The organism is Angustibacter luteus, from assembly GCF_039541115.1.
GTDB lineage: Bacteria > Actinomycetota > Actinomycetes > Actinomycetales > Angustibacteraceae > Angustibacter > Angustibacter luteus.
Genome location: NZ_BAABFP010000002.1, coordinates 125,397 through 148,127, shown reverse-complemented (window position 1 = coordinate 148,127; position 22,731 = coordinate 125,397). Strand labels below are relative to the sequence as shown.

The following is a 22,731-nucleotide window of genomic DNA, read 5'->3' as shown; positions in this document are numbered from 1 at the left end:
GGGGAAAGGCTAGCCGCCCGCCGCCGGGTAAGGTCGGTCGGCGATGACCGACGACACCAGCTCCCAGCCGAGCCAGCAGCCCAGCACCACCCCGCCGCGACGGCCGAGGGTGGCCGTCGTGTTCGGCGGCCGGTCCAGCGAGCACGCGATCAGCTGCATGACGGCGGCCGGTGTGCTGCGCGCACTCGACCGCGACCGGTACGACGTCGTCCCCGTGGGCATCGCCCAGGACGGGCGCTGGGTGCTGGCCGCGGACGACCCGGCGGCGCTCGAGGCCCACGGCCACGAGCTGCCCGAGGTCGACACCAGCGGGCCCGGCGTCGTGGTGCCGACCAGCACCACCGACCGTGCGCTGGTCGCGCTGCGGCCCGGCGAGGTGCCGGCCACGCTCGGCGACGTGGACGTCGTGTTCCCGTTGCTGCACGGGCCGTTCGGCGAGGACGGCACGCTGCAAGGTCTGCTCGAGCTGGGCGACGTGCCCTACGTGGGCTCGGGGGTCCTGGCGTCCGCCGCGGGCATGGACAAGCACTACATGAAGGTCCTGCTGGCCGGGCACGGGTTGCCGATCGGCCCCTACGAGGTCATCACGCCACGGCAGTGGGTCGGGGACCGCGACGCCGTGCTGGAGCGGGTGCAACGCCTCGGGTTCCCGCTGTTCGTCAAGCCGGCCCGGGCCGGGTCGAGCATGGGCGTGTCCAAGGTGGATGACGTCGCCGGGCTGGTTCCCGCGATCGAAGCCGCCCGTGAGCACGACCCCAAGGTCGTCGTCGAGGCCGCCATCGTCGGCCGGGAGCTGGAGTGCGGGGTGCTCCAGGACCTCGACGGAACGCCGCGGGCCAGCGCGCTCGGCGAGATCGAGGTGGTGTCCGGCCACGCGTTCTACGACTTCGAGGCCAAGTACATCGACTCCGGCAACGTCCGGCTCAGCGCGCCCGCCGACGTGCCGGACGACGTCCGCGACCGCGTGCAGGAGCTCTCGGTGCAGGCGTTCGACGTGATGGGCTGCGAGGGGCTGGCCCGCGTCGACGTGTTCTGGACCAGCGACGGCGACGTCGTGGTCAACGAGATCAACACGATGCCCGGGTTCACCCCGCACTCGATGTACCCGCAGCTGTGGGCCGTGTCCGGCGTCGACTACCCGGCCCTGGTGGACCGGCTCATCCAGCTCGCCCTGCGCCGACCCACCGGCCTGCGCTGAGTCAGCTGCAGCGGCGCCCGCCCTGCGGCAGGGTCGCCGCGACGCCCGACAGCGGCGGCAGCAGCAGCGGCTCGGGCGCGTAGTGCTTCGGGACGAGCACCTGCACGGCCGGGTCGCGCCCGTAGGTGGTGAACGACGTCCCGTCGGCGAGCGGGTGCGCCACCCAGTCGACGCCGTTCACGTCGAGGCACTCGTCGGTGGTCGGTCCGGGCGGTGCGACGCCGCAGCGCCAGATGACCGCGGGGTCACCCCAGGCCGCGACGGCCGGGGAGTCCGACGTCGTCTCGACCCGGTCCTGCCCGTGGACCTGGCTCGGCAGCCGCGCGGCCATCGCCGCGCAGGCCGGATCGGCCGCGTTCGCCGGCGCTGTGACGGACAGCGGCCGGCCGGTCCACCACCAGGTGAGCGCCACGGCGACCAGGGCCGCCGCGGCGAGCAGCGAGAGGGCGAGGATCAGACGTGGACGACGGTGCACGTCAGCGTGCGGGTGATGCCGGCGACGTCCTGGATCTTGGCGATCACGAGCTTGCCCAGCTCGTCCACGTTGCGGGCCTCGACCCGCGCGATGACGTCGTAGGGGCCGGTGACGTCCTCGGCGAGGGTGACGCCGGAGATGCCGGCGATCGTCTCGGCGACCGTGGCGGCCTTGCCGACCTCGGTCTGGATGAGGATGTAGGCCTGCACCACCACCGCGTCCTCCAGGGGGTTCGTGCGGTGCCCACTGCCCCGCGTCGAAGCGAACGCTACCGTGCCCGACGTGCCAGTTGACGATTCGGGCCCGTCCCGTCTTTCCGACGTGGGGGAGGACGGCCTGCTGCGGCTGATCTTCCCGCGCCTGCCGGTCGCCGCCGCCACCCTGCTCGGGCCCGGCGACGACACCGCGGTGGTGGCCGCGCCGGATGGGCGGGTGGTGGCCACGACCGACGTGCTGGTCGAGGGCCGGGACTTCCGCCGGGACTGGTCCAGCGCACCAGACGTCGGCTGGAAGGCGGCCGCCCAGAACTTGGCGGACGTCGCCGCGATGGGGGCGGTGCCGACCGCGCTGCTGGTCGGGTTGGTCGCGCCGCCGGAGCTCGAGGTGGCCTGGGCGCTGGGGCTGGCCGACGGGCTGGCCGCTGCCTGCGCCGGGACGGGCGCGGGGGTGGTGGGCGGCGACCTGTCCTCCGGACCGGTGATCGTGGTGTCGGTGACCGCCCTGGGCGACCTGCAGGGCCGTGCCCCGGTGCTGCGGTCCGGTGCGCGCCCGGGGGACGTGGTGGCCGTCGCCGGGGCCCTCGGCCGGTCCGGCGCCGGCTGGGAGCTGCTCGAGCTCGGGCGCGGCGACGTGGCCCCCGAGCTCGTGGCGGCGCACCGACGCCCGACCCCGCCCTACGCCGCCGGGGTGGCAGCGGCCGTCGCGGGGGCGACGTCCATGCTCGACGTCAGTGATGGGCTCGTGCGCGACCTGGGCCGGGTGGCCCGGGCGAGCGGTGTCACCATCGACCTGGACTGGAACCTGGCGGCGGACGCCTTCGCCCGCCCCCTGTGGCCGGCCAACACCGCGCTCGGGCGACCGGAGACGGATGCGATGCGCTGGGTGCTCGGCGGGGGCGAGGACCACGCGCTCGCGGCGACCTTCCCCCCTGGCGTCGAGCCCCCGGTCGGTTTCGTGCCGGTCGGCGAGGTGCTGCCGCGGGTCATCGGGCGACCGGACGTCCTGCTGGACGGCGAGCCGCTCGACACCCTCGGCTGGGACCACTTCCGCCCCTGACCCCACCCCACCCCCGCCGTGATCATGCACGTTCGCCCACCCGGGTGCTGCGGGCCGGGGCGAACGTGCATGATCACGGCGGAGGGGTGGGCCGCCCGGTGGGGCGAACGTGCATGATCACGGCGGGTGGTGGGGCAAACAGGTCGAGGGCCGGCCCCCGATGCGGGGACCGGCCCTCGGCCGTACGAGCTCAGCAGGTCAGCGAGTGACCTTGCCCGCCTTCAGGCAGGACGTGCACACGTTCAGACGCTTCGGCGTCACACCGGCCGCGCCGACCTTGGCGCGCACGCGCTGGATGTTCGGGTTCCAGCGACGCTTGGTCCGACGGTGCGAGTGCGAGATGGAATGACCGAAACCCGGCCCCTTGCCGCAGACGTCGCAGTTGGCAGCCACGGGTGTTCTCCTGATCACTGGTTCTGTCGGTGGTCCGCGCGCCAGCCGCAGGAACGCACGTGATGTGCGAGCGGGACGCGCGAAAGTGCCCGAGCCTTCGGGCAGCCGATACAGCGTATCCGACAGCGGGCCACTAGCCCAAACCGGCGGTGCCGGGCAGGCGGCAGGCTAGCCTTCCACCGTGCTCGACCACCTGGACGCCCGCGCGGCCCGACGCTGGGGGATCGTCGCGCTGGAGCACCTCGGGGACCGCCGGGACGAGATCGACGGGTTGAACGTCTTCCCGGTCCCGGACGGCGACACCGGCACCAACATGTACCTGACCGTCGAGGCCGCCGTGGCCGCGGTCGAGGAGCTCCCGGACGGCGCGGACCTGGCCGCGGTCGCCGACGCCTTCGCCCGCGGCGCCCTGCTCGGTGCGCGCGGCAACTCCGGCGTCATCCTCAGCCAGCTGCTGCGGGGCTGGGCGGACGTGCTGACCGAGCGCCCGGACGGCGGCGCCGACACCGTTCGAGCCGCGATGGGACGGGCCACCGACCAGGCGTACGCCGCCGTCGGGCGCCCGGTCGAGGGGACCATGCTCACCGTCGTGCGGGCCGCCAGCGACGCCGCCCAGGACTACCCGGACGCGGATCCGGCGGGCGCCGTCGAGCACGCGCTCAGTGCGGCCCGCGCCGCCCTGGCCGCCACCACCGAGCAGCTCGAGCCGCTCAGCCGCGCCGGTGTCGTGGACGCCGGCGCGCTGGGTGTCGTGGTGCTGCTCGAGGCGCTCGCCGGCACGCTGTCCGGGCGTCGGATGGTGCGCCAGCGCCCACGACCGACCGGCGGGCGCAGCGCCGCCGAGAGCTGCGGCGACCTCGAGGCCGGCGGACCCGCGCACGAGGTGATGTACCTGCTGGACGCCGAGCACGAGGCCGTCCCCGCACTTCGCGCCGCACTCGACGGGCTCGGCGACGCCGTGGTCGTCGTCGGCGGCGCCGGGCTGTGGAACGTCCACGTGCACACCGACGACGTCGGAGCGGCGATCGAGGCCGGGATGGCCGCCGGACGACCGCACCGCATCCGGGTCACCACCTTCGCCGCCCAGCGGGAGCGACGCGCGCTCGCGACCGGCGCGAGCGCAGGGCTCGCCGTGGTGGCCGGCGCGGCCGGGCCAGGGCTGGCCCGGCTGTTCGAGGAGTGCGGCGCCACCGTCGTGCACAGCGGACCGGGCCGGCGCGCCTCGACGGCCGAGCTGCTCGACGCCGTCCGGGCTGCCGGTGCCCCCTCGGTCGTGCTGCTGCCCAACGACCCCGACACCCTGGCCGCCGCGAACGCGGCGGCCTCCGCGGCCCGGGATGAGGGCGTGCAGGTGGCGGTGCTGCCCACCCGCGCCGCGGTGCAGGGGCTGGCCGCGATCGCCGTGCACGACCCGAGCGGTTCTGCCGGCGAGGACCTGGTGCGGATGGCCGCCGCGGCGGCCGCGACGAGGCACGGCGGCGTGACGGTCGCGACCCGCGACGCCCTGACGTCGGCCGGCTGGTGCCGGGTCGGCGACGGGCTCGGGCTGGTGGACGGCGACGTCGTCGAGGTCGGCGCCGACCTGGCCCAGGTGGCCCGGGCGGTGCTGTCCCGGCTGCTGTCCGCGGGCGGCGAGCTGCTGACCGTCGTGACCGGGAACGACCCGACGTCCAGCCGCCTCGCGCAGGCGGTCGTCGACGAGGTCCGGGCCACCCGCCGCGACATCGAGGTCAGCGTGGTGGACGGCGGGCAGCAGGGCTATCCGCTCCTGCTGGGGCTCGAGTGAACGAGCTCGACGTCCCGGTGGGGCGCCGGGTGGGCGCCAAGGCGGCGGCCGCGCTGGAGAAGCAGTTCGGCATCCGCACGGTCGGCCAGCTGCTGCGGCACTACCCGCGGCGCTACCTCGAGCGCGGCGAGCTGACCGACCTGTCCAGCCTCGCGCTGGACGAGCACGTCACCGTGCTGGCCCAGGTGACCGAGGTCACGGTGCACTCCATGCGCAACCGCACCGGAGCCCGGGTGCAGGTCCGCATCGGAGACGGCCGGGGCACGCTCGACCTGGTGTTCTTCGCTGCCAAGCAGTGGTCAGCGCAGAAGTACGAGCGCGAGCTCGCAGTCGGCACCGTCGGGCTGTTCAGCGGCAAGGTCGGGCTCTACTCGGGGCACCGTCAGCTCGCCCACCCCGTGTACGACGTCCTCCCGGACGCCGACGAGGACGCCGCGGCGGCGCTCGCCGAGAAGCCGATCCCGATCTACCCCGCGGGCGCGGGCATCCAGTCCTGGCAGGTGCGCAACGCGATCGCGCCGATCGTGGCCGTGCTGCCGCCGTTGCCGGAGCCGCTGCCGCCGGAGGTGCGCGAGCGCCGCGAGCTGATCGGCATCGACGAGGCCGTGCGGTCGGTGCACGACCCAGCGACCCTGTCCGAAGCCATGACGGCGCGCGCCCGGCTGACGTTCGAGGAGGCCTTCGTCCTGCAGGCTGCGCTCCTGCGCCGGCGGGCGGCGCTCGCGGAGCTGGCGACCACGCCGCGGCTGCCGCGGGCCGATGGCCTGCTGTCCACCTTCGACGCCCGCCTGCCGTTCAGCCTGACGGCCGGTCAGCAGCGGGTGGGGGAGCAGGTGGCCGCCGACCTCGCCGGCTCGGCGCCGATGCACCGGTTGCTGCAGGGGGAGGTGGGCTCCGGCAAGACGCTGGTGGCGCTGCGGGCCATGCTCACGGTCGTCGACTCCGGCGGGCAGGCGGCGCTCCTCGCGCCGACCGAGGTGCTGGCCGTCCAGCACCACCGATCGATCACCACGATGCTGGGCGACCTCGCGGAGGCGGGCATGCTCGGCGGCGCCGACGTGTCGACCCGGGTCGCCCTGCTGACCGGGTCGCAGAGCACCCAGGTGCGCCGCCGGATGCTGCTCGAGGCGGCCAGCGGCGAGGCGGGCATCGTGGTCGGAACACACGCCCTCCTGCAGCAGCACGTGCAGTTCGCCGACCTCGGTCTCGTCGTCGTCGACGAGCAGCACCGGTTCGGGGTCGAGCAGCGGGATGCGTTGCGCGCCAAGGGCTCCACGCCGCCGCACCTGCTGGTCATGACGGCCACACCGATCCCGCGCACGGTGGCGATGACCGTGTTCGGCGACCTGGAGACCTCCACCCTGGACGAGCTGCCCCCCGGTCGTTCGCCGGTCACCACGCACGTCGTGCCGGGGGACCACCCGACCTGGATGGCGCGCACCTGGCAGCGGGTCCGCGAGGAGGTGTCCGGCGGCCACCAGGCGTTCGTGGTGTGCCCGCGGATCGGCGGCGGCGAGACCGACGACGACCTGGCGCCGGTCGGCGGCGAGGACGAGCCGGCGCCGCGCCGCCCGCCGCTGGCCGTGCTCGACGTGATCGAGTCGCTGCGCGCCGAGCCCGCGTTGGCCGGGCTGCGGGTCGAGCTGCTGCACGGACGGCTTCCCGTCGAGGAGCGCGAGGCGACCATGGCGGCGTTCGCGGCCGGCCAGGTCGACGTGCTGGTGGCCACGACCGTGATCGAGGTCGGGGTCGACGTCCCGAACGCGACCGCGATGGTGGTGCTGGACGCCGACCGGTTCGGCATCTCCCAGCTGCACCAGCTGCGCGGCCGGATCGGCCGCGGGTCGGCGCCCGGCCTGGCGCTGCTGGTCACCGAGGCGCCCGCGGACTCCCCGGCGCGCGAGCGGTTGGACGCCGTCGCGGCGACGACCGACGGGTTCGCGCTGTCCCGCGTCGACCTCGAGCAGCGCCGCGAGGGTGACGTGCTCGGCGCGGCGCAGTCCGGCTTCCGGTCGTCGCTGCGGCTGCTGCGGGTGCTGCGCGACGAGGACGTCATCGTGATGGCCCGCGAGGACGCTCAGCAGGTCGTGGACGCCGATCCCGACCTGTCCGAGCACCCGGCCCTGGCGGCGGCCATCGACGACCTCGTCGGCGGCGACCGCGAGGACTACCTGGAGCGCGGCTGATGACGCGCATCATCGCCGGGGTGGCCCGCGGGCGGCGGCTGCAGGTGCCCGCCGGCCGGGACACCCGGCCGACCAGCGACCGGGTCCGCGAGGCGCTGTTCAGCCGGCTCGAGCACCACCGCGTGCTGGGCGGCGCCGCGGTGCTCGACCTGTACGCGGGCTCGGGCGCGCTCGGCCTGGAGGCGCTCAGTCGCGGGGCCGCCAGCGCGGTGCTGGTGGAGAGCGACCGAGCGACGGCGGCCCTGGTCCGGCGCAACGCCGAGACACTCGGGCTGAACGGCGCCAGCGTGCTGGCCGCACCGGTGGCCCGGGTGCTCGCCCGGCCGGGCTCGCCGGTCGACCTGGTGCTGGCCGACCCGCCCTACCCGCTGGGCGAGGACGACCTGGCCGCGGTGCTCGGGTTGCTCGTGACGAACGGGTGGTTGGCCGAGGCGGCGGTGGTCGTGGTCGAGCGGTCCGCGCGCAGCCCCGAGCCGGCCTGGCCGACCGGGCTGGTGCTCAGCGACGAGCGCAGCTACGGCGAGACGCGGCTCTGGTTCGCCGACCCGGGCCGTCCTGCGCGGTAGGTTCGGCGCGTGCAGCCAGACCTGAGCGCGCCGAGCGCCCCCACCGGGCGTCGCTGCGTCGTCCCGGGGTCCTACGACCCGGTCACCAACGGTCACCTGGACGTCGTCGCGCGCGCGGCCGCACTGTTCGACGAGGTGGTGGTCGCCGTCCTGCACAACCCGGACAAGGGCGGCGCATTCGAGGTCGAGCACCGCCTGGAGCTGCTTCGCGCGAGCCTGGGCGACGCGCCTGGGGTGTCCGTGCAGGCGTTCGGGGGCCGGCTGCTGGTGGACGTCTGCCGCGACCTCGGGGCGGCGCACGTCGTGAAGGGCCTGCGCAGCGGCGCGGACCTGGAGTACGAGCGGCCGATGGCGCTGATGAACCGGCACCTGAGCGGGCTGGAGACCGTGTTCGTCATGGCGGATCCGCGCTGGCAGCACGTGTCGAGCACGCTGGTTCGCCAGGTCAGCGCTTACGGTGGCGACGTGTCCGGACTGGTGCCCGACGTCGTCCGTGACGCTCTGGTGGCCCGGCGCGAGGCCCAACGCTGAGCGAGAGGAAGTGGCAGTGGACGTTCACGGCAAGCTCGACGAGGTGACCCAGTACGTCGAGGAGGCGCGGGCGATGCCGATGTCGGCGTCCGCCCTGGTCAACCGCGCCGAGCTGCTCGCCCTGCTGGACGACCTGCGCGAGCTGCTGCCCGAGGAGCTGCACCACGCGGACCTGCTGCTGTCCGACCGCGATGCGGTCGTCAACCAGGGCCGCGAGGAGGCAGAGCAGCTGCTGGCCCGCGCCCAGGAGGAGCACGACCGGCTGGTCGAGGAGACCGAGGTCGTCACGGCCGCCCGAGCCCGCGCCGCCCAGGTCCAGACCCAGGCCCAGGCCGAGGCGACCCGGCTGCTCACCGAGGCCGACGACTACGTGGACCGCAAGCTCGGCGAGTTCGAGGTGACCCTGGACAAGCTCGTGCAGCAGGTCCAGCGGGGGCGCCAGCACCTGTCCGAGCGGGTGGCCGCCGACCGGGCGCACGGGCTCACCGCGGACGCCGACCTGGCCAGCGTGCAGCAGGACCCCACGGACGACGGCGCGGACGAGCGCACGGACGACCACCGGGACCAGCGCAGGGGCGACGGCAGGGGCGATGGCATGGGCGACGGGCCGGCGGCGTGGCCCGAGCCGGACCAGGACCTGCTGAGCGGCGGACGCGACGAGTTGGGCCGCTGAGCGCTCGTCCGGTAGCCTGGTACGTCGGCCCTGACCGGCCGGAACTGACATCTTCCTGGAGCTCGCGATTTCCCTCGATCCCCGTGCGCCACTCGTGCTCGACGTCCATGAGCTCGGTCGACGCCCGGGATCGATGATCACGAACTCCCGTGAGGTGCCGGCTCCGGCAGAGATGGGCACCGACGTCATCGGTTTCACCGAAGGTGCGCCCCTGTGGCTGGACCTGCGGCTGGAGTCGGTGATGGAGGGGGTCCTCGTGACCGGCACGGTCCGCGGCAGCGCGACCGGGGAGTGCATTCGGTGCCTCACCGACCTCGAGCAGGAGCTCGAGGTCCCGGTGACGGAGCTGTTCGCCTACCCGGGCAAGCAGCCTCCGGAGGATGTCGATGAGGACGACGTGCGCGAGCTGGAAGGCGATCTGATCGACTTCGAGCCCGTGCTCAGGGACGCTGTGGTGCCTGCGCTGCCGTTCCAACCGGTGTGTCGGGCCGACTGTCCGGGACTGTGCTCCGAGTGCGGAGCGCGCCTGGCGGACGACCCGAACCACCACCACGACGTGGTCGACCCCCGGTGGGCCGCGTTGCAAGGGCTGGCCCCGACCGCGGGCGAGCCGACCGACGACGAGGAAGAGAACTGACGTGGCTGTCCCGAAGCGGAAGACGTCGCGATCCAACACCCGGTCCCGCCGGGCGAACTGGAAGACGTCCGCGGTCACGCTGTCCGCGTGCCCGCAGTGCCGTGAGCCGAAGCAGCCGCACGTGGCCTGCCCGAGCTGTGGCACCTACGCCGGCCGGCACTACGCCGCTGCCGAGCGCACCGAGCACCAGGGCTGATCACCACCCCCGGGTGGCCCGCCCTGCTGACGCCGCCGACCTGCAGACCGTTCTTGGTCTGCAGGTCGATGCCGGTTTGCTCGAGCGGGCGCTGACCCACCGCAGCTTCGCCTACGAGAACGGCGGGCTGCCCACCAACGAGCGCCTGGAGTTCCTCGGGGACTCGGTGCTCGGCCTGGTGGTCACGGACACGCTCTACCGCACGCACCCCGACCTGCCCGAGGGGCAGCTCGCGAAGCTGCGCGCCTCGGTGGTCAACATGCGCGCGCTGGCCGGTGTCGGGCGCACGCTCGGCCTCGGCCAGTACGTGCACCTGGGGCGCGGCGAGGAGAGCACGGGCGGCCGGGACAAGGCCTCGATCCTGGCCGACACCGTCGAGGCCGTGCTCGGCGCGGTCTACCTGGACGGCGGGATGGCGGCGGCAGCCGCGCTGGTCCACCGGTTGATCGACCCGCTGCTCGAGCAGGCCGCCCAGCTGGGCGCGGGCCTGGACTGGAAGACCAGCCTGCAGGAGATGACGTCCAGCGCCGGCCTCGGCGTGCCCGAGTACGTCATCGCCGAAGAGGGCCCCGACCACGCGAAGACCTTCACGGCCCAGGCCCGGGTGGCTGGTGAGGTGCTCGGCGACGGCACCGGGCGCAGCAAGAAGGAGGCCGAGCAGCAGGCGGCCGCTACGGCCTGGAGCACGCTGCACGAGCGGCACCCGGACGCGGGTGCCTGAGCTCCCCGAGGTCGAGGTCGTCCGGCGCGGCGTCGAGCGGCACGCCGTCGGACGCACGGTCGAGCGGGTCGTCGTCCACCACCCCCGCGCGGTGCGCCGGCACCTGCCCGGCGCGGCCGACCTGCAGTCCCGGCTGGCCGGTCGGCGACTGGTGGCGGCCCGCCGCCGCGGCAAGTACCTGTGGTTCGACCTGGACGGCGAGCCGGCACCCGACGAGGCCCTCGTCGTCCACCTGGGGATGAGCGGGCAGGTGCTCGTCCACGAGTCGGGCACGAGCCCGGACGTCCCGCGGCACCCGCACCTGCGGGTCGAGCTGTCCTTCACCGACGGCGGCCCGGACCTGCGCTTCGTCGACCAGCGGACGTTCGGCGGCATGGCCCTCGAGCCGCTGGTGCCGGTCGCGCCGGGTCCGTCGGTGAGCGCCGACGAGACGGTGCCGGCGTCCGTCGCGCACATCGCCCGCGACCCGCTCGACCCGGCGTACGACCTCGACGCGGTCGTCGAGGCGTTGCGGCGCAAGGACACCGGCCTCAAGCGGGCGCTGCTCGACCAGACGCTCGTCTCGGGCATCGGCAACATCTACGCCGACGAGGCGCTCTGGCGGGCCCAGCTGCACGGGGCCCGCTCGACCCGCACCCTGCGTCGGGCCGAGGCCCGCCGGGTGCTCGAGGCCGCCGCGCAGGTGATGGCCGAGGCGCTCGGCCAGGGCGGGACGTCGTTCGACGCGCTGTACGTGAACGTCAACGGTGAGAGCGGCTACTTCGACCGGTCGCTGGCCGCGTACGGCCAGGTCGGCGAGCCCTGCCCGCGGTGCGGCACGCCGATCCGCCGGGACGCCTTCATGAACCGCTCCAGCTACTCCTGCCCGCACTGCCAGCCGAGGCCGCGCAACGCGCACTGGTGAGGCACCGGGCGGGAGACTCCGTATCAGGACGTCGGGTGCCGGGCTCTGTCTGGGCAGTGGCTCCCGCATCCCGCGGCGGGCCGTGAGCTCCTCGGAGATGAGCCCGATGGCTTCCCTGCACCCCGTCAGCGTGATCGCCCAGCAGCTGTTCAAGAACGACGCGCAGCGCCAGTACCAGCGGCCGGCCGTCACCACCCGGCGCACCCAGCCCTCACCGTTCGCCGCACCCGACCGGGCCGTCGTGCCGCAGGTCAGCCACTCGCCGGCCCGCCGCAGCTGGCGCAGCCGGCTGGCGCACCTCGTCGTCCACCCGGTCAGTACCGTCCGCAGCCACTGACTGCTGGTGGAGCGTCAGGCTGGTCGGTAGCTGCGCCACTCCCGGTCGACCACGAGCCCGATATCCAGGTAGAGGCGCAGCGCGTCGGGGTTCTGCGCCGACACCCCGAGCCCGAGCCGCTGCGCGCCGGCGTCCACCTGGCGACGTAGCGCCTCCAGCAGCAGGGCGCGTCCCAGCCCGCGGCCGCGGTCCGGGGCCGGCACGGCCAGCTGGGACACCCAGCCGGTGCCGTCCGAGAACGTCCGGCCCAGCGCGACGCCGACGAGCCGGTCTCCCTCCAGCGCGAGGACCTGTTGGTCGCGCGGCACGTCCTCGCCCAGGAACAGCCCGAGCCACTCCTGCAGGTCCCGCTCGCCGTGCCCCGGGATCTGGGCCCACCCCGCCTGCCGGTAGATGAGGTCGTGCGCCGCGGCGGCGTCGTCCGGTCCCAGCGGTGCGGTCCGCACCCCCTCGGGCCAGGTCGGTTCGGCCAGCTGCCAGTCCGGGGTGACCTCGCGCAGCAGCTCGAACGAGGAGAGCTGGTAGACCCACCCGTCGGCCTGCAGGGCGGCCTCCTGCTGGTCGTCGGTCGACAGCACCTCCACCACCTGCGCCCCGCCGGCCCGCAGCCAGCCGAGCAGGTCGGCGTACACGGCCCCCGGCTCGAGCCCGGGATCCACCGTCAGGTGCGAGTCATTGCCCCACCACCACGCCGCCGCCACCGGGGTGCCGTCCTCGTCCAGCACCAGCCGGCTGCACTCGTCGAGCGGGTCCACCCGGTCGAAGGACAGCCGCAGCTCGGACTCGTCGTGCTCCGGAGCGCCGAACCAGTGCGTGTCCCACCGACCCTGCAGAGCAGTCAGGGCCGGGACGTCGTCCAGCGTGGCCGGTCGGGTGCGCATCCTGGTGAGCCTAGGCGTCCTCGACCGGCGCGGGAACCGGGTCCAGCACCCGGACGCACGCGACCAGATCCGGACCCATCCGCACGGCCGACTGCTCCGAACGGGTGATGCGGCGCCGTCCGACGCCGTCACTGCAGAGCAGACCGGGGAAGCACCATGAACGAGCACACCCGCAGGACGTTTCTCATCGGCACCGGCGCCGCCGCCGCGGTCGGCACCGCGGCCGCCGCCGGCGCAGCACCGGCGACCGCCGTCGCCGGCCCCGACGCGGACCCGAGCTCCACGCGACCGCCCGGCTCGTCGACGCCCGGACCGGTCGTCGCCTACGTCTCCGACGCCGACTCCGGCCAGGTCACCGTCATGCGCGGTGACGACGAGGTCGTGCTCACCGACCACGACCTGGCTCGCCGACTGACGGGTCAGGTGCGCTGATGTCCTCGCACCGCGAAGCGCCCGAGATCAGCAAGGACCCGGTCGCCGACTCGAGCGACCTGTACGCGTTCGTCGACCCGGAGCAGCCGCGGATGGTCACCATCCTGGCCAACTACGTGCCGTTGCAGGACCCGGCCGGGGGTCCCAACTTCTTCGAGTTCGGGGACGACGTGCGCTACGCGATCCACGTCAGCAACGGCGGCGACGCCCGCACCGACCTCACCTTCGCGCTCGAGTTCACGACGCACGTGCGCAACCGGAACACGTTCCTCTACAACACCGGACCGGTGGACTCGCTGGACAGCCCGAACCTCAACCGGTACCAGACGTACACGCTGACCCGTGAGGCGCACGGCCGGCGCACCGTCCTGGCGAAGGACGTGCCGGTGGCGCCGGCCAACGTGGGCCCACGCAGCATGCCGGCATACCGGGACCTGTCCCGGGCGGCGATCCGCAGCCTGCCCGGCGGCGGCACCGTGTTCGCCGGTCCCCGCGCCGACGGGTTCTACGTCGACCTCGGCTCGGTGTTCGACCTCCTCGCGCTGCGCCCGTTCCAGAACCTGCACCGGTTCCGGTCCCCGGCGGCCAAGTCGGTCAACACCCTGGCGGGGCTGAACGTGCACACCATCGCGCTCCGGCTGCCGATCTCGTCGCTCACCCGGGACGGCAGCACGCCGCGCGAGGTGAACGACGCGCGCTCGGTGATCGGGGTCTACACCTCGGCGAGCCGGCGCCGCGCCCGCCTGCTGGACGACAACCCCGCGCACGACCGCTCGCACGGGTCCTGGCAGCAGGTCTCGCGGCTCGGCAACCCGCTGTTCAACGAGGTGCTGGTGCCGATGGTGCGCAAGGACGCCTGGAACCGCAGCGACCCCGAGCACGACCGCAACTTCGCCCAGGGCGTGCTGCAGCCGGAGGTCTCTGCGCTGCTGCCGGTGCTCTACCCGGACGTGTTCCCGAGGCTGGCGGCCTACACCAAGCCGCGGGCCGACCTGGCCGCGATCCTGCTCACCGGTCTGCCGTCGGGCGTGGTCGACGGGCTGCAGACGTTCACGGGGACCCGGCAGGCCGACCTGCTGCGGCTCAACGTGGCCATCCGTCCGTCGGCCAAGCCGTCGCCGCTGGGAGTGCTGGGCGGCGACCTGGCCGGCTTCCCGAACGGACGGCGTCCGATCGACGACGTGTTCACCATCGAGCTGCGCGCGCTGGCCGGCCTGACGATCCCGCTGGTCGATCCGGCCTTCACGCCGGACGACGCCGCGGGGCTGGTCACCGACCAGCTGGAGACCCCGACCTTCAAGTCCTCGTTCCCGTACCTGGCGACGCCGCACGACGGCTACAGCGCGCACACGGCGGCCGCGTCATGAGCGGCGAGCACTCGCACACCGCGGGCGCCGGGCAGGGTCCGGTGGCTGTCGAGGTCGGCCACGGCGTGGGTGCCCTGCTGCTGTGGACCGGCCCTGAGATGGACGGCGCCGAGCTGGACATCACCCCGGCCGAGGGCGGTCGCCGTCGGCACGTCGCCGTGCTGCCCCGCGACATGGGCGGGCGCACCGTGTACGCCGCGGTGTACCCCGTCCTGGCCCCCGGTCGGTACGTGCTCTGGGACGAGGACGGCGTCGCGCACCAGGAGGTGGACGTCGCCGACGGCGTCATCACGCACGCGCACTGGACGGTCTGAGCCCGCCGGTCAGCCGCGCAGGTCCTGGACGCCGGGCGGGATCGACCCGTCGAGGTCGCGCGGGGTCCAGGCCTGCGAGCGGTCCCACTGGGACCCGCAGCCGGTGCAGGCCAGCCGGGGGAGCCGGGTCGTCTGCTCGACGGGCAGCCAGTGGCAGCGGCTCTGGCAGGGCTCCTGCGCGAGCGGTCCTGGGTGCGGTGTCGGGCTCATCCTGGCCATCGTCGCAGCGGCCGGCGAGGTCGGCGCGGCGCGGCGCTACCGTGGCGCGATGCCCTCCGACGACGTCCGGCTCAGTGCCTTCGTGCGAGGCAGCGTGCAGGGCGTGGGGTTCCGCTGGTGGACCCGGGCCCGGGCGCTCGAGCTGGGCCTGGTCGGCTTCGCCAGCAACCTGCCGGACGGTCGGGTCCAGGTGGTCGCCGAGGGACCGCGCCCGGCCTGCGAGCGGCTGCTGGCGCTGCTCGGTGAGCAGCCGTCTTCCCTGCGCCGTCCGGGTGAGGTCACCGGGGTCACCGACCAGTGGTCCGCGGCGCGCCCCGGGACGATCGGGTTCGTGGAGCGGTGAGGGGGTTAGGCTGACGGGCACTTCCCCGTACCGCACGACCCAGATCCAGCACCACAGTCGGCCAGGAGCGAGCGCCCGGTGTATCTCAAGAGCCTCACCCTGCGGGGATTCAAGTCCTTCGCGTCCGCCACGACGCTGAACCTCGAACCGGGGATCACCTGCGTCGTGGGCCCGAACGGCTCCGGCAAGTCGAACGTCGTCGACGCCCTGTCCTGGGTGATGGGCGAGCAGGGGGCCAAGAGCCTGCGCGGCGGCAAGATGGAGGACGTCATCTTCGCCGGCACCTCGGGGCGTCCGCCGCTGGGCCGGGCCGAGGTCAGCCTGACCATCGACAACACCGACGGTGCCCTGCCGATCGAGTACTCCGAGGTGACCATCTCGCGGACGATGTTCCGCGGCGGCGGCTCCGAGTACACGATCAACGGCACGGCGTGCCGGCTGCTGGACGTCCAGGAGCTGCTGTCGGACTCGGGCATCGGCCGCGAGATGCACGTCATCGTCGGGCAGGGCCAGCTGGACGCCGTGCTGCGCGCCACGCCCGAGGAGCGACGCGGGTTCATCGAGGAGGCCGCCGGCGTCCTGAAGCACCGCAAGCGCAAGGAGAAGGCGCTTCGCAAGCTCGAGGCGATGCAGGCGAACCTGACCCGGGTCAGCGACCTGACGTCGGAGATCCGGCGCCAGCTCGGGCCGCTGGGCCGCCAGGCCGAGGTGGCCCGCAAGGCGGTCGTGGTGCAGACCGACCTGCGCGACGCGCGGCTGCGGCTGCTCGCCGACGACCTGGTGCAGCTGACCGGCACGCTCGAGGCCGAGGTGGCCGACGAGACCGCGTTGCGGGCCCGCCGGGCCGAGGTCGAGCATGTGCTGGGCCAGGCCCGCGAGCGGGTGTCCCACCTCGAGCAGGTCAGCCAGGCCGAGGCGCCGACCCTGGCCCGTGCGCAGGAGACCTGGTACCGGCTGTCCAGCCTGCGCGAGCGGCTGCGCTCCACCGAGGGCGTGGCCCGTGAGCGGCTGCGGCTGCTGGCCAGCGACACCGACGCCGGCCAGCCCAGCGGACGCGATCCCGAGCAGCTGGCCGCCCAGGCGGGCGAGCTGCGTGAGCAGGAGCGGGCGCTGGGCGACGAGATCGCCGGCCACCGCGAGGTGCTCACCGCGGCGGTCGAGGAGCGGGCGGGGCTCGAGCAGGCGCTCGCCCAGGCACAGAAGGAGCTGGCGGTGCGCCAGCGCGCTGCGGCCGACCGTCGCGAGGGCCTGGCCCGGCTGTCCGGCCAGGTAGCCGCCCGGCGCAGCCGGATCGAGGCCGCGCAGGCTGAGGTCGGGCGGCTCTCCGAGGCCACCGCCGAGGCGCAGGCCCGAGGGGCGGACGCAGAGCGCGAGTTCACCGCGCTCGAGGGTCAGGTCGCTGGCGTGGAGCGTGGCGAGCAGGGACTGGACGCCGAGCACGAGCAGGCCAGCGCGACGCTCGAGCGCGCCGAGGCCGAGGTCGAGCGGCTGCGCGACGCCGAGCGGGTCGCCGAGCGCGAGCGCGCCACCTGGACGGCCCGCCGCGAGGCGCTCGAGCTCGGTCTGGCCCGCAAGGACGGCGGCGGCGAGCTGCTGGCCGCCAGCGACCAGCTGTCCGGGGTGCTGGGCTCGGTCGCCACGCTGCTGACCGTCGAGGCGGGCCACGAGCAGGCCGTGGCCGCCGCGCTCGGTGCCGCCGCGGATGCGGTGGCCGTGGACTCGTTGGACACTGCCGTCTCCGCCCTGCGGATGCTGCGCAGCAAGGACGCCGGGCAGGCCGGCCTCGTGGTCGGTGCCGGGCACCCGAGCGGCGCCGTGCCGCCGGCCGACGACCCGAGCCGCTGGCCCGCGCTGCCGGGCGGTGCCCGCTGGGCCCGCGAGCTCGTCCAGGCCCCCGAGTCGGTCCGCGCGTCGCTGGAGCAGCTGCTGCGCCGGGTCGCGGTCGTGCCCGACCTCGACGCGGCGACCGCGCTGGTCCGGGCGCTGCCGGACTGCACCGCGGTGACCGCGGACGGCGACGTGCTCGCTCCCGGACTCGTGCGGGGTGGGTCGGCCAGTGCGCCGAGCCTGCTCGAGGTGCAGGCCGCCGCCGACGAGGCCGGTGACAACGCCGCGTCGGCCACCCGCCGCGCCGAGCAGGCCCGGTTCGCCCTCGCCGCGGCCCAGCAGTCCGCGCAGGACGCGCTCGACCGGGTGGAGGCAGCGCTGGAGCGGCTGCACGACTCCGACGCCCAGCACGCCGCCGTGGCCGAGCGGCTGGGGCAGCTCGGTGCCGCCGTTCGCTCCGCGCACGCGGAGGCCGAGCGGTCCCGGCGCGCAGCGGAGACCGCCGCGCAGGCGCTGGACGCCGACCGGGCGGCGCTGGCCGAGCTGGAGCAGCGGCTCGCCGCGGCCGAGCAGGAGCCCGAGCTGGAGGGCGAGCCGTCCAGCGCTGAGCGGGACCGCCTCGACGCGGCGTCCAGCGCTGCCCGCGCTGCGGAGACCGAGGCCCGGCTCGCCCTGCGCACCGCCGAGGAACGGGGCCGGGCGGTGACCGCGCGGGCCGAGGCGCTGGAGCAGGCGGTCCGCGAGGAGCACCAGGCTCGCGAGCGCGCCGCGCAGCGGCTGGCCCGTCGCCAGCGCGAGGCGGAGGTCGCGCACGCCGTCCAGGTGGCCGCGACGTACACCCACGACCTGCTCAGCCGTTCGCTGGACGTGGCGACGCGGGAGCGCGACGCCGCGCAGACCGCGCGCTCGCACCGCGAGGCGGAGCTGGCCGACGTGCGCGGGCAGCTGCGCCAGCGCGAGGACGAGCTGCGCGAGCTGACGGACTCGGTGCACAAGGACGAGGTCGCGCGCACGCAGCAGCGGCTGCGCATCGAGACGCTGCAGGCCAAGGCCGTCGAGGAGCTCGGCATCGACCCCGACGTGCTGGTCGAGGAGTACGGGCCGCACCAGCTGGTGCCGCCGTCCGTCCCGGTCCCCGGTGACCCGGAGCCCGAGACGGCGCCGGAGCCGGCCCCCTACGTGCGCGAGCAGCAGGAGAAGCGGCTGCGCAAGGCCGAGCGCGCGCTGGCCCTGCTCGGCCGGGTGAACCCGCTGGCGCTGGAGGAGTACTCGGCCCTGGAGGAGCGGCACAAGTTCCTCACCGAGCAGCTCGCCGACCTCGGTCGCAGCCGCACCGACCTGATGGACATCGTCAAGGAGGTCGACCAGCGGGTCGAGCAGGTCTTCACGGCGGCCTACCACGACACCGCGGCGCAGTTCGAACGCGTCTTCGCCCGGCTCTTTCCCGGTGGTGAGGGCCGGCTGGTGCTGACCGACCCCGACGACATGCTCACCACCGGGATCGAGGTCGAGGCGCGCCCGCCGGGCAAGAAGGTCAAGCGGCTCTCGCTGCTGTCCGGTGGGGAGCGCTCGCTGACGGCGGTGGCGCTGCTCGTCGCGATCTTCAAGGCTCGACCGAGCCCGTTCTACGTGATGGACGAGGTGGAGGCCGCCCTCGACGACACCAACCTGGGCCGGCTGATCGTGATCATGGAGGAGCTGCGCGAGTCCAGCCAGCTGATCGTGATCACCCATCAGAAGCGGACGATGGAGGTCGCCGACGCGCTGTACGGCGTCACGATGCGTGGTGACGGTGTGACCACTGTGGTGAGCCAACGCCTGCGCGAGGCCAGCAGCGCCTGATTCGGCTCACTCAGTGTGACCGATGTCGCGTGCCCCCCAGCGCGTGGCGATTTGGCCGATCCGCCCGTGTGCGGCACGGTAGAGGCATGACTGTGGTGATCGTCGGCATGCTCGTCGCGCTGCTCATCTCGGCCGTCGTGGTCGCGCTCGTCGCGATCCCGGCCCGCCGCGAGGGCCGCGAGGTGCTGTCCCGCGAGGGCGAGCAGCTCGTCCAGGCAGCCTTCGACAAGACGGTGGACGCCGTGGGCGTGGCTCGCGACAAGGTCGGTGACCTGGCCGACCGGCTGCCGGTGCCCAGCCGCACGGAGGACCAACCCGCCGCGGTCCACACCGCCGTCCACACCGCCGTCCACACCGCCGTCCCCGCCGCTGCCCCGCCGGCGATCGACCTGCGCGAGCAGCTCGACCAGCAGCCGGACGTCGCCGCGCAGCACCGCGCCTCCTGACGCGCCCTCACCCCCCTGCGTCCGAACCGTTCGCGGCTACAGGTGCCATCCGTTCGGACGCGAGCGGCGAGCTGACGGGGGCGTCTGCGAGGATCGCTCCTCGTGGACCCGTTGACCCTCATCATCGTCCTGGCCGTTGCGATCGCCGTTCTCGCCGGGGCCGGCCTCGCCCTGCTGCGCGGCCGCGGCGGCAAGGCCCCGCAGGCACCGTCCGCGCCCCGGCCCGGCACGGACTACGCGCCCGGCGTCGGTGACGACGCCACCCCGCCGCGGGACGCGCCGAAGCGCAGCGTGCAGGACGTCGACGTCCTGGACCGGGAGCCGGAGCTGGGCGACGAGCTCGAGGCGCTGCCGCCCATCGAGCACCCGGACGAGCCCCGCGGCCGCCTGCACCGGTTGCGCGCTCGCCTGGCCCGGTCCAACACGGCCCTCGGTCACGGCCTGCTCGCGCTGCTGTCCCGCGACACGATCGACGAGCAGACCTGGGACGAGGTCGAGGAGACCCTGCTGGCCGCCGACCTCGGCGTCGGACCGACCACCGAGCTGGTCGCGCGGCTGCGCACCCACGTCAAGGTGGACGGCGTCGCCGACCCCGCCGGACTGCGCGCGGCCCTGCGCACCGAGCTGGTCGCCCTGGTCGACCCGACGATGGACCGTGAGCTCGCCGTCGGCGGCGGTCTCGGCCGGCCGGCCGTCGTCCTGGTCGTCGGGGTCAACGGCACCGGCAAGACCACCACGGTCGGCAAGCTCGCCCGCGTGCTCGTCGCACAGGACAAGGACGTCGTCCTCGGCGCGGCCGACACGTTCCGCGCCGCCGCGGCGGACCAGCTGGAGACCTGGGGGGCGCGGGTCGGGGTGCCGACCATCCGCTCGGACCGGGACGGCGCGGACCCCGCCGCGGTGGCGTTCGACGCCGTCAACGCGGGTATCGAGGCCGAGGCGGACGTCGTCCTGATCGACACCGCGGGACGGCTGCAGAACAAGGCCGGCCTGATGGACGAGCTCGGCAAGGTCAAGCGCGTCATCGAGAAGCGCTCCCCGGTCGACGAGGTGCTGCTGGTGCTGGACGCCACCACCGGCCAGAACGGGATGCGCCAGGCCAAGGTGTTCAGCGAGGTCGTGAACATCACCGGGATCGTGCTGACCAAGCTGGACGGCACCGCCAAGGGCGGCATCGTCGTCGCCGTGCAGCGCGAGCTGGGCGTGCCGGTGAAGCTGGTCGGGCTGGGTGAGGGGCCGGACGACCTGGCACCCTTCGACGCCGAGGAGTTCGTCGACGCGCTGCTCGCCTGAGCCGTCACACGCACGTCACCGCGCGCAACAGGGGATTCACACGAAGGGGGACTTCGTCACATCCCCGTAACGCAGCGCAGGTGTGGGCGAAACAGGGCTTCAGCAGGCTGACGCAGGTCAGGCGCGCCCGTCGTGCCACCGACGCCACCTCGACCGGCAAGCTGCTGCCGGCCCGATCTGCACGGAGGTCCCATGGACACCGGTGACACCGCGTGGCTCATGACCAGCGCCGCCCTGGTGCTGGCCATGACCGCTCCCGGTCTGGCGCTCTTCTACGGCGGCATGGTCCGCACGAAGAGCGTTCTCAACATGATGATGATGAGCTACGGCGCGCTCGGCCTGATCAGCGTGCTGTGGGTCATGTTCGGCTACTCGATGGCCTTCGGCAACGACATCTTCCACGGCCTCGTCGGCTCGCCGACCGAGTTCTTCGGGCTCAAGGGGCTGATCGGCACCGGCACCGGTGACGACCTGGGCGTCGCGACGCACCTCGTCGGCACCATCCCGGCCCCGGTGTTCGTCGGCTTCCAGGCGGTCTTCGCGGTCATCACGGTCGCCCTGATCTCGGGTGCCATCGCGGACCGCGCGAAGTTCGGCGCCTGGATGACCTTCGCCGCCATCTGGGGCACGATCGTGTACTTCCCGGTCGCGCACTGGGTGTTCGCGTTCGACGGCGTCACCGCCGGCCCCGACTCCAAGGGCGGCTGGATCGCCAACCAGCTCAAGGCGATCGACTTCGCCGGTGGAACCGCGGTGCACATCAACGCCGGCGCTGCCGGCCTGGCGCTGGCCTTCGTGCTGGGCAAGCGGCTCGGCTGGCCCAAGGAGCCCATCCGCCCGCACAACCTGACGCTGGTCATGATCGGTGCCGGGCTGCTGTGGTTCGGCTGGTTCGGCTTCAACGCCGGCTCCGCCGTCGCCGCCAACGGCACCGCCGGTGTGGCCTGGATCAACACGTTCGTCGCCACCGGTGCCGCGATGCTGGGCTGGCTGCTCGTGGAGAAGATCCGGGACGGCCACTCCACCAGCCTCGGTGCGGCGTCCGGTGTGGTCGCGGGCCTGGTCGGCATCACGCCGTCCTGCTCCTCGGTCAACCCGGTCGGCGCGATCATCCTCGGCTTCGTGACCGCGGTCGCCTGTGCGCTCGCCGTCGGGCTGAAGTTCCGCTTCGGCTTCGACGACAGCCTCGACGTCGTCGGCGTGCACCTGGTCGGCGGTCTCGTCGGCACCCTGCTGGTGGGCTTCCTGGCCACCGACGTGGCCCCGGCCGGCGTCAACGGCCTGTTCTACGGCGGCGGTGTCGACCAGCTGTGGCGCCAGGCCGTCGGTGCGGGTGCGGTGCTGGTGTACTCGTTCGTGCTGGCCTACATCATCGGCACGATCATCGACAAGACCATGGGCTTCCGTCTCGACGAGGAGTCCGAGTCGATGGGGATCGACAGCGTCGTGCACGCTGAGACCGCGTACGACCTCACGCCCGTGGGTGGCGGCGGCTTCCGGCCCTCGGTCGGCAGCGCATCGGCAGCACGTTCCGACTCGGAGGTGACCGCATGAAGCTCGTCACAGCCATCATCAAGCCGCACAAGCTCGATGACGTGAAGAGTGCCCTGGAGTCCTTCGGGGTGCAGGGCATGACCGTCAGCGAGGCCAGCGGGTACGGCCGTCAGCGTGGGCACACCGAGGTCTACCGGGGGGCCGAGTACACGGTCGACCTGGTGCCCAAGGTGCGGCTGGAGGTCCTGGTGGACGACGGTGAGGCCGCCGACGTGGTCGAGGTGCTCGTCAAGAGTGCCCAGACCGGTCGGATCGGTGACGGCAAGGTGTGGACGACGCCGGTGGATGACGTCGCTCGGGTTCGCACCGGCGAGCACGGCCTCGACGCGATCTGA

General features: G+C 73.9%; 26 protein-coding genes. 21 read left to right on the top strand and 5 right to left on the bottom strand.

The features are described 5' to 3' along the window. The first annotated feature begins 43 nt into the window (after positions 1-43). Positions 44-1,198 carry a D-alanine--D-alanine ligase family protein gene (locus ABEB17_RS00775; RefSeq protein WP_345714645.1) on the top strand — a complete coding sequence of 385 codons (1,155 nt, stop codon included), beginning with the start codon at positions 44-46 and terminating at the stop codon, positions 1,196-1,198. Between the two features lies 1 nt (position 1,199). On the opposite strand, the gene ABEB17_RS00770 is transcribed toward ABEB17_RS00775, so the two are convergent. Together ABEB17_RS00770 and ABEB17_RS00765 are read right to left on the bottom strand one after the other, a co-directional pair. Next, positions 1,200-1,673, bottom strand: a complete 474-nt coding sequence (locus tag ABEB17_RS00770) for a DUF3515 family protein (protein WP_345714644.1) — start codon at positions 1,671-1,673, stop codon at positions 1,200-1,202. Then, positions 1,652-1,885 (bottom strand): Lrp/AsnC family transcriptional regulator, encoded by a 234-nt coding sequence (locus tag ABEB17_RS00765; protein WP_345714643.1) that lies wholly within the window; start codon positions 1,883-1,885, stop codon positions 1,652-1,654. Before ABEB17_RS00765 ends, ABEB17_RS00770 begins: the two co-directional genes overlap by 22 nt. 70 nt (positions 1,886-1,955) lie before the next feature. Here ABEB17_RS00765 and ABEB17_RS00760 point away from each other — a divergent pair, with 70 nt between their 5' ends. Then, positions 1,956-2,948, top strand: a complete 993-nt coding sequence (locus ABEB17_RS00760; RefSeq protein WP_345714642.1) for a thiamine-phosphate kinase — start codon at positions 1,956-1,958, stop codon at positions 2,946-2,948. A 198-nt stretch (positions 2,949-3,146) separates the two neighbouring features. On the opposite strand, the gene rpmB is transcribed toward ABEB17_RS00760, so the two are convergent. Continuing rightward, on the bottom strand, positions 3,147-3,341 hold the full coding sequence (gene rpmB / locus ABEB17_RS00755) for a 50S ribosomal protein L28 (RefSeq protein ID WP_345714641.1): 195 nt from the start codon (positions 3,339-3,341) through the stop codon (positions 3,147-3,149). 181 nt (positions 3,342-3,522) lie between these two features. Between rpmB and ABEB17_RS00750 the strand changes: the two genes are divergently transcribed. The 10 genes from ABEB17_RS00750 to ABEB17_RS00705 all read left to right on the top strand — a co-directional run bounded on the left by ABEB17_RS00750 (position 3,523) and on the right by ABEB17_RS00705 (position 11,878). Continuing rightward, positions 3,523-5,127, top strand: coding sequence for a DAK2 domain-containing protein (locus ABEB17_RS00750; RefSeq protein WP_345714640.1), 1,605 nt, complete (start codon positions 3,523-3,525; stop codon positions 5,125-5,127). Further along, complete coding sequence (gene recG / locus ABEB17_RS00745; protein ID WP_345714639.1) at positions 5,124-7,313, top strand: ATP-dependent DNA helicase RecG; 2,190 nt, start codon at positions 5,124-5,126, stop codon at positions 7,311-7,313. The genes ABEB17_RS00750 and recG overlap by 4 nt, the downstream gene beginning before the upstream one ends. Next, positions 7,313-7,879, top strand: a complete 567-nt coding sequence (rsmD, locus tag ABEB17_RS00740; protein WP_345714638.1) for a 16S rRNA (guanine(966)-N(2))-methyltransferase RsmD — start codon at positions 7,313-7,315, stop codon at positions 7,877-7,879. The genes recG and rsmD overlap by 1 nt, the downstream gene beginning before the upstream one ends. Before the next feature lie 9 nt (positions 7,880-7,888). Beyond that, the gene (gene coaD / locus ABEB17_RS00735; RefSeq protein WP_345714637.1) at positions 7,889-8,410 is read left to right on the top strand and encodes a pantetheine-phosphate adenylyltransferase; all 522 of its coding nucleotides are present in this window, start codon (positions 7,889-7,891) and stop codon (positions 8,408-8,410) included. 16 nt (positions 8,411-8,426) lie between these two features. Continuing rightward, positions 8,427-9,083: a hypothetical protein gene (locus ABEB17_RS00730; protein WP_345714636.1), complete on the top strand. Its 657-nt coding sequence runs from the start codon at positions 8,427-8,429 to the stop codon at positions 9,081-9,083. 55 nt (positions 9,084-9,138) lie between these two features. Next, entirely contained in the window at positions 9,139-9,720 is a 582-nt protein-coding gene (locus ABEB17_RS00725; protein ID WP_345715756.1) for a YceD family protein, read from the top strand. A 1-nt stretch (position 9,721) separates the two neighbouring features. Continuing rightward, on the top strand, positions 9,722-9,916 hold the full coding sequence (gene rpmF, locus ABEB17_RS00720) for a 50S ribosomal protein L32 (protein ID WP_345714635.1): 195 nt from the start codon (positions 9,722-9,724) through the stop codon (positions 9,914-9,916). Positions 9,917-9,929: 13 nt separating this feature from the next. Further along, positions 9,930-10,637 carry a ribonuclease III gene (gene rnc / locus ABEB17_RS00715; RefSeq protein WP_378227107.1) on the top strand — a complete coding sequence of 236 codons (708 nt, stop codon included), beginning with the start codon at positions 9,930-9,932 and terminating at the stop codon, positions 10,635-10,637. Continuing rightward, positions 10,630-11,541 (top strand): bifunctional DNA-formamidopyrimidine glycosylase/DNA-(apurinic or apyrimidinic site) lyase, encoded by a 912-nt coding sequence (mutM, locus tag ABEB17_RS00710; RefSeq protein WP_345714633.1) that lies wholly within the window; start codon positions 10,630-10,632, stop codon positions 11,539-11,541. Before rnc ends, mutM begins: the two co-directional genes overlap by 8 nt. 106 nt (positions 11,542-11,647) lie before the next feature. After that, positions 11,648-11,878 carry a hypothetical protein gene (locus tag ABEB17_RS00705; RefSeq protein WP_345714631.1) on the top strand — a complete coding sequence of 77 codons (231 nt, stop codon included), beginning with the start codon at positions 11,648-11,650 and terminating at the stop codon, positions 11,876-11,878. 14 nt (positions 11,879-11,892) lie between these two features. On the opposite strand, the gene ABEB17_RS00700 is transcribed toward ABEB17_RS00705, so the two are convergent. Then, positions 11,893-12,759, bottom strand: coding sequence for a GNAT family N-acetyltransferase (locus tag ABEB17_RS00700; protein ID WP_345714630.1), 867 nt, complete (start codon positions 12,757-12,759; stop codon positions 11,893-11,895). A 156-nt stretch (positions 12,760-12,915) separates the two neighbouring features. Between ABEB17_RS00700 and ABEB17_RS00695 the strand changes: the two genes are divergently transcribed. From ABEB17_RS00695 to ABEB17_RS00685, 3 genes are read left to right on the top strand one after another with little or no spacing between them, the layout of a single operon-like run. Further along, positions 12,916-13,191 carry a hypothetical protein gene (locus ABEB17_RS00695; RefSeq protein ID WP_345714629.1) on the top strand — a complete coding sequence of 92 codons (276 nt, stop codon included), beginning with the start codon at positions 12,916-12,918 and terminating at the stop codon, positions 13,189-13,191. Further along, positions 13,191-14,558, top strand: a complete 1,368-nt coding sequence (locus ABEB17_RS00690; RefSeq protein WP_345714628.1) for a DUF4331 domain-containing protein — start codon at positions 13,191-13,193, stop codon at positions 14,556-14,558. The genes ABEB17_RS00695 and ABEB17_RS00690 overlap by 1 nt, the downstream gene beginning before the upstream one ends. Further along, positions 14,555-14,872, top strand: coding sequence for a hypothetical protein (locus tag ABEB17_RS00685; RefSeq protein ID WP_345714627.1), 318 nt, complete (start codon positions 14,555-14,557; stop codon positions 14,870-14,872). The genes ABEB17_RS00690 and ABEB17_RS00685 overlap by 4 nt, the downstream gene beginning before the upstream one ends. A 9-nt stretch (positions 14,873-14,881) precedes the next feature. On the opposite strand, the gene ABEB17_RS00680 is transcribed toward ABEB17_RS00685, so the two are convergent. Then, positions 14,882-15,082, bottom strand: a complete 201-nt coding sequence (locus tag ABEB17_RS00680; protein ID WP_345714626.1) for a hypothetical protein — start codon at positions 15,080-15,082, stop codon at positions 14,882-14,884. A 58-nt stretch (positions 15,083-15,140) separates the two neighbouring features. Between ABEB17_RS00680 and ABEB17_RS00675 the strand changes: the two genes are divergently transcribed. From ABEB17_RS00675 to ABEB17_RS00650, 6 genes are all read left to right on the top strand, one after another. Then, positions 15,141-15,434: an acylphosphatase gene (locus ABEB17_RS00675; protein ID WP_345714625.1), complete on the top strand. Its 294-nt coding sequence runs from the start codon at positions 15,141-15,143 to the stop codon at positions 15,432-15,434. A gap of 78 nt (positions 15,435-15,512) precedes the next feature. Continuing rightward, positions 15,513-19,103, top strand: coding sequence for a chromosome segregation protein SMC (gene smc, locus ABEB17_RS00670; protein WP_345714624.1), 3,591 nt, complete (start codon positions 15,513-15,515; stop codon positions 19,101-19,103). An 86-nt stretch (positions 19,104-19,189) separates the two neighbouring features. Continuing rightward, positions 19,190-19,549: a hypothetical protein gene (locus ABEB17_RS00665; RefSeq protein ID WP_345714623.1), complete on the top strand. Its 360-nt coding sequence runs from the start codon at positions 19,190-19,192 to the stop codon at positions 19,547-19,549. A gap of 102 nt (positions 19,550-19,651) precedes the next feature. Continuing rightward, positions 19,652-20,842 carry a signal recognition particle-docking protein FtsY gene (gene ftsY / locus ABEB17_RS00660; protein WP_345714622.1) on the top strand — a complete coding sequence of 397 codons (1,191 nt, stop codon included), beginning with the start codon at positions 19,652-19,654 and terminating at the stop codon, positions 20,840-20,842. Positions 20,843-21,034: 192 nt separating this feature from the next. Beyond that, positions 21,035-22,396: an ammonium transporter gene (locus tag ABEB17_RS00655; protein WP_345714621.1), complete on the top strand. Its 1,362-nt coding sequence runs from the start codon at positions 21,035-21,037 to the stop codon at positions 22,394-22,396. Continuing rightward, positions 22,393-22,731, top strand: a complete 339-nt coding sequence (locus tag ABEB17_RS00650; protein ID WP_345714620.1) for a P-II family nitrogen regulator — start codon at positions 22,393-22,395, stop codon at positions 22,729-22,731. Before ABEB17_RS00655 ends, ABEB17_RS00650 begins: the two co-directional genes overlap by 4 nt.